The 6871-nt window shown below is 63.4% G+C and carries 8 protein-coding genes; 5 read left to right on the top strand and 3 right to left on the bottom strand.

Annotated features, from left to right (window positions below):
• Nucleotides 1-50 precede the first annotated feature (50 nt).
• Entirely contained in the window at nucleotides 51-272 is a 222-nt protein-coding gene (locus QGN31_RS12590; RefSeq protein WP_008257310.1) for an MbtH family protein, read from the bottom strand.
• A 1026-nt stretch (nucleotides 273-1298) separates the two neighbouring features.
• Between QGN31_RS12590 and QGN31_RS12585 the strand changes: the two genes are divergently transcribed.
• Complete coding sequence (locus QGN31_RS12585) at nucleotides 1299-2090, top strand: GAP family protein (protein WP_029384534.1); 792 nt, start codon at nucleotides 1299-1301, stop codon at nucleotides 2088-2090.
• Between the two features lie 32 nt (nucleotides 2091-2122).
• On the opposite strand, the gene QGN31_RS12580 is transcribed toward QGN31_RS12585, so the two are convergent.
• Nucleotides 2123-2869 (bottom strand): ANTAR domain-containing protein, encoded by a 747-nt coding sequence (locus QGN31_RS12580; protein WP_014380280.1) that lies wholly within the window; start codon nucleotides 2867-2869, stop codon nucleotides 2123-2125.
• 107 nt (nucleotides 2870-2976) lie between these two features.
• Between QGN31_RS12580 and QGN31_RS12575 the strand changes: the two genes are divergently transcribed.
• The 4 genes from QGN31_RS12575 to QGN31_RS12560 all read left to right on the top strand — a co-directional run bounded on the left by QGN31_RS12575 (nucleotide 2977) and on the right by QGN31_RS12560 (nucleotide 5214).
• Nucleotides 2977-3768, top strand: a complete 792-nt coding sequence (locus QGN31_RS12575; protein WP_009953999.1) for a transglutaminase-like domain-containing protein — start codon at nucleotides 2977-2979, stop codon at nucleotides 3766-3768.
• A gap of 250 nt (nucleotides 3769-4018) precedes the next feature.
• Nucleotides 4019-4486, top strand: a complete 468-nt coding sequence (locus QGN31_RS12570; protein WP_225346552.1) for a DUF5994 family protein — start codon at nucleotides 4019-4021, stop codon at nucleotides 4484-4486.
• A gap of 228 nt (nucleotides 4487-4714) precedes the next feature.
• Nucleotides 4715-4849 carry a hypothetical protein gene (locus QGN31_RS12565; protein WP_014380282.1) on the top strand — a complete coding sequence of 45 codons (135 nt, stop codon included), beginning with the start codon at nucleotides 4715-4717 and terminating at the stop codon, nucleotides 4847-4849.
• Nucleotides 4850-5010: 161 nt separating this feature from the next.
• Nucleotides 5011-5214, top strand: a complete 204-nt coding sequence (locus tag QGN31_RS12560; protein WP_009954002.1) for a cold-shock protein — start codon at nucleotides 5011-5013, stop codon at nucleotides 5212-5214.
• Between the two features lie 148 nt (nucleotides 5215-5362).
• On the opposite strand, the gene QGN31_RS12555 is transcribed toward QGN31_RS12560, so the two are convergent.
• The gene (locus QGN31_RS12555; protein ID WP_201409275.1) at nucleotides 5363-6601 is read right to left on the bottom strand and encodes a fatty acid desaturase family protein; all 1239 of its coding nucleotides are present in this window, start codon (nucleotides 6599-6601) and stop codon (nucleotides 5363-5365) included.
• Between the last annotated feature and the right edge of the window lie 270 nt (nucleotides 6602-6871).

The raw sequence follows: 6871 nt of genomic DNA, 5'->3' as shown, positions 1-6871 counted from the left end.
TGAACCCCCCAAGCTCTACCGAAGTCCTTCATATGACATCGGTGTAAACATCACAAACCGGCGCGGGTCGGCGTGTCGCGGAGGCTTTTCGCCCGGATATCGGGCCAGTGTTCTTCGATGTAGTGCAGGCATGCGGCGCGGTCGGCTTGCCCAAAAACTACTCTCCAACCGGCGGGAACGGTAGTAAAAGTTGGCCAAAGACTGTGTTGTTCTTCGTTATTGACCAGGACGAAAAAACTGCCGCCGTCGTCGTCGAACGGATTGAGCTGCATTGATGGACCCCCTAACACCGAAACGAAACTCCAAGCGCTGCGCACCACACGAAGTACCGTGCGGCACTTAAGGATTGAGCCGTCAGGCTCGATCAGATGCGGTCGAAAACGGCGCCCGTGAGTTTGGACGCGGTGGCAACTGAGCCATGACGGCCATGGCAGACCCCCTACCCGGGTAGGCCACACGAACGTCAATGTTGCCATTCACGCTCCGCGGTGTACCCCGGCCGCTCGTTTCGAAACATTTGAATTACGTTCTCACGTAAGACATTAACAGCGGCCGTTGTTGCACTCGTGTCTCGCTGCCCAGCAAACAACTTTGACGCTCGGCACCGTTGACATCGCCACGACACGGGTGCCATACCGTCCTTTTTCACAAGCGACCTAGGGAAATAATGAATTTGCCGGCCCGGCATTCCTGGCGTCGCTTACGTGAACGAAAAATATTTGCCTCTGGCCCCGTCCGGCGGCTCGGCGCGCGGCGCCGTGGCCGCGGCGTAACCGATAAACCCGCCGCAGCTGCGGGCCGAATCATGGCCTTAACAGCCTATTCGCGGCGCGACGATTCTCAGTAGCCAATTGATACCCGGCGACACAGTCCGTTTGCCGCACAGTGCAAAAACGTACGGACGCTTGCTAAACCGCGATTAGCGCCCCGCCAGCAAGGTCGACACATCGAGCTTCGCCGTAGCTGTGGCGAATCGGATTGCCACGGCGGCGTTCGACCAAGTGTGCGTTTGCTTTCGGGCGTGAAGCTGCGCGCCTACGGCTGGCTACGTCTGGCGCACGATTCAACCGGCCGTTTTGGCCGGCGGGACCGGACAACCGGCAACCCCGGGGCCTTGTGATTGATCTCACGGGCGCGCTTGCACACCGCTCGTCGGCTTCGCCCGAATCCGTTGACCAAGATCAAGATTCGACGCACAGCGGGCTCATAGCTTCGGGCGGGCCGCGCTCCGCCGCGGCGCCATCCGGTCGCGACCCGTCGGCGTTTAAGCGCCGACAGGTGCGGGTAGAGCTGCGGCCATGTGGGGGTCAGTGCTGGGCTTGGGAATTCTGGCTGCGCTCAACCCGGTTCGTCTCGGGCTCGCCCTGCTGATGATCTCGCGGCCACGGCCGGGACCGAGTCTGCTCGCCTACTGGATCGGCGGGCTGACGGTATGCGTACCCGAGCTCTTGCTCCCCCTGATGCTGCTGAACTTCACCCCCATGTTCGGGCACATCGCGCACGGTTCGTCTTCCCCTTCTACGGGCGCGACCCTCGGAAAGGTTCAAATCGGCCTCGGCGTGATCGGGCTGTCGATCGCGGCGGCGATGACGGTGCGCTTCGTGACGCGCCAGCGGGTGGCGCAACCCTCGCCCGACGCCCGATCGCCGGCACCGTCGTCAGCCTCCGCGGCGCCCATCGCCATGCCGCGGCTGCTGACCCGGGTCCAAGATGTCTCGAGCGACGACGGCTCCCCCGTCCGGCGCCTGCTCGGCCGCATCCACGACGCATGGGAGGGCGGGTCGTCGTGGGTCGCGTGGGTGATCGGGCTGATCTCGGTGCCGGTCGACGGCGTCCTCTTCATCGTCGCGATCATCATGGCCTCGGGTGCGTCGCTCACCGCACAGTTCGGAGCCGCCGTCGCGTTCACCGTCCTGATGTACGCCGTCGTCGAGGTGATCCTCGTCGGGTATGTGGTCACGCCGGCCAAGACGCAATCCCTGCTCCGGGTGCTGCACGACTGGGTGCGGACCTACCACCGGCAGATTTTGGTCATCCTGTTCACGGTGGTTGGGGTGTCGCAGCTGGCCCAGGGTCTGCACATCGTCTGAGCCCCGATCGCGGTCCGCCCCGTGCCGGCGGCTCAGGCCGAGCGCGGAGGGCGCTTCGTCTCGACCAGCGTGCGGGCGATCTGCTCGACCCGGGTGTTCGTCTGCTGCGAGAGGCGGGTCAACAGGCCGAACGCCCCACCGGCGTCGATATTGAATCGTTCCATCAGCACGCCCTTGGCCTGCCCGATCACGTCTCGGGTCTCGATGGCGCGCATCAGTTGCTTGTTCTCGAGGGCCAGCGACTCCTGGCGCTGAGCGTAAAGACTGGCTTCCACGGCGCTAACGGCCTCGAGCGTGTGCAGCAGCTCGGCCGGATCCCAGGAGTCACCGCGCTCGACCTCGCGGGCCACCTCGGCAAGGAGCTGGCTGCTCTCGGAGACTTCCTTCACGCAATGCACCACCCCCACCAGCTCGCCATGGTCGAGCAGCGGGGAGTTGGTCGGCCTCCACACCTTGGGCAGGAATTCGTCGGGGGCGGCGGGATCGGGGATGTCGTAGCGCTGCAGCCGCATCTTATGGGTGTGGCCGGCGCGCATCGCGATCTCGAGGGACGACGCGAGGTTCGACGTCCCCGTCGCCTGCGGGTCCTTGGGATTGTCGGGGAATGCGTCGAACAGGTATTGCCCGGACAACTCGCCGTGTTCCCGGAGCGCGACGCGCTCGTAGGCCCGGCTTGCCGCCCGGATCCGCAGGTCGCGGTCGAGCAGCACGCAACAGACGCCCGAGACCCCTTGGACCATCTCTCGGGCGATCGCGTCGAACTGCCCCTGGTTGCGCATTGTTTATGCCACTACCCGTTTGTAAAAATGCTCAACCACCGACGATCGCCGGCGCGCGGCTGGCGATCCGGGCCCCTCCGGCGCACTATCTCGCTATGAGACGAGAAGTGGGCGCCGAGATTGAAGTCGAAATCACTGCGGCCACGACGCTGGAGTTCCAGATTGCCGTTGCGCCGCACCCGCGTGCTGAGGTCTTCGAGTCGCTGCGCTTCGTCTTGAACGGAGAGCAAATCCGGCCCTTGGAGGTCAGCGGACTGCACGGCAACCGCATCCACAAGTTCGACGCGGAGGTCGGCACGCTGCGCGTGGACTACGCAGCGACGATCGTGGGGCACACTGATCCGGCTCCGGTGACCGAATACGACCAGTCGATGTACCTGCGGCCGAGCCGTTACGCCGAGGCCGACAAGTTCTATGGTTTCGCCGCCACAGAATTCGGCAATGACCGCGATCCGACGGCGCTGCTGGAGCACGTCAGTTCCTGGGTGGGCACCAGACTCAATTACGTACCCGGCTCGAGCGATCCGATTGACGGGGCGGTGGACACCCTGCTCGCCGGCGAAGGTGTGTGCCGTGACTACGCGCATCTGGTCGTGGCACTTCTGCGAGCGGTCAGCGTGCCGGCCCGCTTGGTATCCGTCTACGCGCCCGGGGTGAATCCGATGGACTTCCACGCGGTCGCCGAGGCTTTCGTCGAGGGGCAATGGCGGGTGGTCGACGCGACGCTGCTGGCGCCGCGACAGACGCTGGTGCGCATCGCCACCGGTCGCGACGCTGCCGACACGGCCTTCCTCGATAATCACAAGGGCGCGATCACGCTGGATCGGCTGGTGGTCAGCGCCCTGGTGAACGGCGAATTGCCCCGGGACTCGATCGACCAACTGGTTTCGATCCGTTGAGGTCAGCCGCAAACCCGAACACCGTGTCATCGCATTTTCGATGAAATCCGCTGCGCCACGGCGTGTTTGCGCCACGGCGACGCCAAGAGCCGCGTCGCAAGCCGGTGGCAATCATGATTCGCGCTCGCGTTCGGACACGACCGGAGTAGGGTAAGACCATCGGCGATACCTCGAACGTGACGAATCAAAGCCATGTCATCGTCGATTCGAATGATTTGGCCCACTTCGCGGCCAAGACGGGAGCGTCAATATGGCGCCGCATGACGACCACACCACTGCCGGGGGCCGGCATGCCCCGCCGCTACACACACCGCGCCTGCGCCTGAAACCGAAGTCGCCCCGCAGCGGGTATGTCGATGGAGCGTGGTGGCCGCACAGTGACGACCTGACGGCGGAGCTGCCAGATCTGCTGGCAGTGCTATCGGTTCGGCTTGGTCCCGTGGGTCGTGTCATCTACAACCTCACCGAATGGGCAACGGCGCCAGCAAAATTGGCGTTCGGCCCGCAGACGGTACGGCTCGACGGGTACCGCCGCCAGCCGGTTCACACCGTCGAGGTGCTCGGGCTCAATCGCCAGAGAATCACCCTCCTGGTGGTTTCACCGCACACCGACGAACACGATGCGCACACCGTCATGATGACCGCGGCCGGCCCGAACAACGCCTTGACGGTCGCGAGCCTCATGATCAGCGGGCAAAAAGTGGACGCCCGCGAGTAGACCATGTCGGCCACATCACCCATCAGCGCCGGATTCGACTGAGCCGTTTAACCTGACTTCGCGGTGCATTTTCGCCGGTCATACCCGTTGCAGGCGGTCCGAATTATTTTGATTTGGAATATTAGGTCGGATTGTTGGTGGCCGCTTTGATAGCGGGCCGGGGTGGTCAGGAGGGGTGTATGCTCGCTAAATCGGGACCTGTCAGGTCCCCAAATCAAAAAGGCCGCGATGTCTGATAAATCCCCCCGGCAAACCATGGGTAAGAAATCGGGTAAATCCCTGAAAGAAAAACGAGCGGCGAAGCGGGGCAAGGCCGCCGAGATCTCGCAGGCGGAAGCCCTGCTGGTCACCAAGAAGCGCTGAGGCGACGATCTTCCTCGATAGCGCCCGTTTATCCGTGATCGGATTCCGCAGGTCCCCAGCGTGCGTACGGCAATTAATCCCCGCTACTTTTTCGCTGGATTGTGTTACGGTTGACCCGGATGTAGCTAATTTCATCCGCTCCGAAAGAAAGCGAAATTCGTATGACACAGGGAACCGTGAAATGGTTCAACAGCGACAAGGGCTTCGGATTCATCGCCCCCGACGGCGGCGAAAAGGATGTATTCGTCCACCATTCTGAGATCCAGGAAAGCGGCTTCCGCAGCCTCGAGGAGAATCAGCGCGTCCAGTTCGAAATCACCCAGGGGCCCAAAGGCCCCCAAGCGGTGGGAGTGACCGCCCTCTAGCGGTGGAGCACGAAAACCCCTGGGACTGAACGCATTCCACACGGCCCAAGGGCCGGTGATGCCGTTGTCTCGGCCGCTGGACTCGTGCGCCCGTCGAGATACGCGGGGCGCCAATCCAAAAGCCCCCTTATTGCGTCCGCACTGCGCGCTAGGCGGTGCGGCCCCCCGGCTGGCCTCGTCTACTGCGGGTGAGCATCGCCGTCGCCAACCCGCGTCGCCTCACGTCAGTGTCCGCGATTGCTACGTGCGGCCGGCCCGCGGCGTCCCGAAATCTAATCTCGGACGCTGTCTCTGGCGCGTCGTCGGCGGTCGCGGACAAAAATCGGTCGGGCAGCGCCAATTTGCAGATCGTGCGGACGGTGAGCAGGTACTGCCGGAGCAGCGGACCGGTGGTGTAGGGCAAGTCGTATCTGCCGCACAGCGCGCGAACCCGTTGAGCGATCTCGGGGTAACGATTGCTCGGTAGATCGGGAAACAGGTGGTGTTCGATTTGATAGCAGAGGTTTCCGCTCATGAACGCCAACGCCGGACCGGCTCGGAAGTTGGCGGTCCCGAGCATCTGCCGGAGATACCATTCGGGTTTCGTCTCGTTCTCCAAGACCGACGGGGTGAACTTTTCCGCTCCGTCCGCGAAGTGACCGCAGACGATGACCGCGTACGCCCACACGTTGCGTAACCCGTTGGCCACCACGTTCGCGCCGAGCGTGCGGCGCCATCGACGTCGGCCCAGCGCAGGAAAGAAGACGTAATCCTTTGCGGCCTGGCGAGCCATCTTGCGGATCATCACCCGTTTGTGGGCAGATCTACCGGCCTCTGTTGTCTCGCGATCCCGCACCGCGTACAGGCCATGCAGCGCGACGCCCCATTCGAATGCCAGCGCCAGCAACACCGCGCGCAACGGCTGCGCCAGGGCGCTCGGCTCCCACTCCTGATCGCGCGTGACCCGCAGGACTCCGAATCCGAGGTCGTCGTCCATGCCCACGACGTTGGTGTACACGTGGTGCAGGTGGTTGTGAGAGGACTGCCAGTGCTTCGAGGGACCGACCATGTCCCATTCCCAGGTACTGGAATGGATTTCCGGATCGTTCATCCAATCCCACTGACCGTGGCTGATGTTGTGGCTGAGTTCCATGTTCTCGATGCACTTGGCCGCAGCCAGCGCTGCGGTTCCGAGAGCCCATCCGGCTTTCGATCTGCTGCCGATGAGGGTCAGTCTGGCCGCGACCTCCAGGCATCGCTGAAAGGCGATGGCCCGACGGATGTAGTCACGGTCCTTGGTGCCGCGCGAACCTTCGACGTCGCAACGGATCGTGTCCAGTGCGGCCGCGAGGTTCTCGACGTCGTCATCGCTGAGGTGGGCGTATTCAGGTACTTCGGTAATCGCCATGGAATCAGTGAGATTCGGGCTGAGCGGAGGCATGCGGACAGGGCGGGTTTACGAACCGCGGCAAAAGGGGTCACGTCCGATCTTGTGGGTGGTTACGCGCGAGTGGCGAGGATCGACGCGAGGTCAGATAAGCGGCGAACTTCTCGATCTAGAAAAGCGGCCCGCGGGTTGGGGCGGCACGGCGACGCGTCCGGGACCTACCGGTCCGGTGGACGGCCGTATCATCTGTGTGAGAGCACCTGCCTGATCGGCTCGTGGGTTGGTCGATAC

The organism is Mycobacterium sp. 2-64, assembly GCF_035918375.1.
GTDB classification, from domain to species: domain Bacteria; phylum Actinomycetota; class Actinomycetes; order Mycobacteriales; family Mycobacteriaceae; genus Mycobacterium; species Mycobacterium intracellulare.
Note: the sequence above shows the minus strand (reverse complement) of the source record. Positions and strands in the feature narration are given on the sequence as shown.